Source organism: Streptomyces pseudogriseolus, from assembly GCA_002154585.1.
Taxonomy (GTDB): domain Bacteria; phylum Actinomycetota; class Actinomycetes; order Streptomycetales; family Streptomycetaceae; genus Streptomyces; species Streptomyces pseudogriseolus.
This window is the reverse complement of the sequence record MUNG01000303.1, coordinates 944-1,293: the sequence shown is the minus strand read 5'-3', so window position 1 is coordinate 1,293 and position 350 is coordinate 944. Positions and strand designations below refer to the sequence as shown.

1 pseudogene is annotated in these 350 nt (G+C 77.7%); it reads right to left on the bottom strand.

The window, feature by feature from the left end:
* Positions 1 to 350, bottom strand: a pseudogene (locus tag CCN29_RS24615) (hypothetical protein); the annotation flags it as partial.

The window sequence follows — 350 nt, the reverse complement described above, 5'->3', positions numbered from 1 at the left end:
CGTCCCCGGTCCGCCGGGCGCGCCGGCCGCCGCCCTCGTGCCGCGCCGCGATCTCGTACTCGGAGTCGTACTCCCCCTCGTACCCGGGCCCGGTTCCGTCGAGGACCGCGGGGTCCTCCTCGTCGTAGGCGCTGCCGACCGTGCGCATCGGGGGCAGCAGCGGCCCGTCGGAGTGGCCGCGCTGGGCGCCGACGAACGGAGTCTCCAGCGGCTGGGTGTCGTCGTCGTACCCGCCGTATCCGCCGTCGCCCGGGCGCGGGACGACCCGGGTGGCGCCGGAGTCGGCGAGCGGCTCGTCGGCGTGGTGCAGACCCTGGTGGCGTACGGCCTGGAGGAGGCGGTGGGCGCCG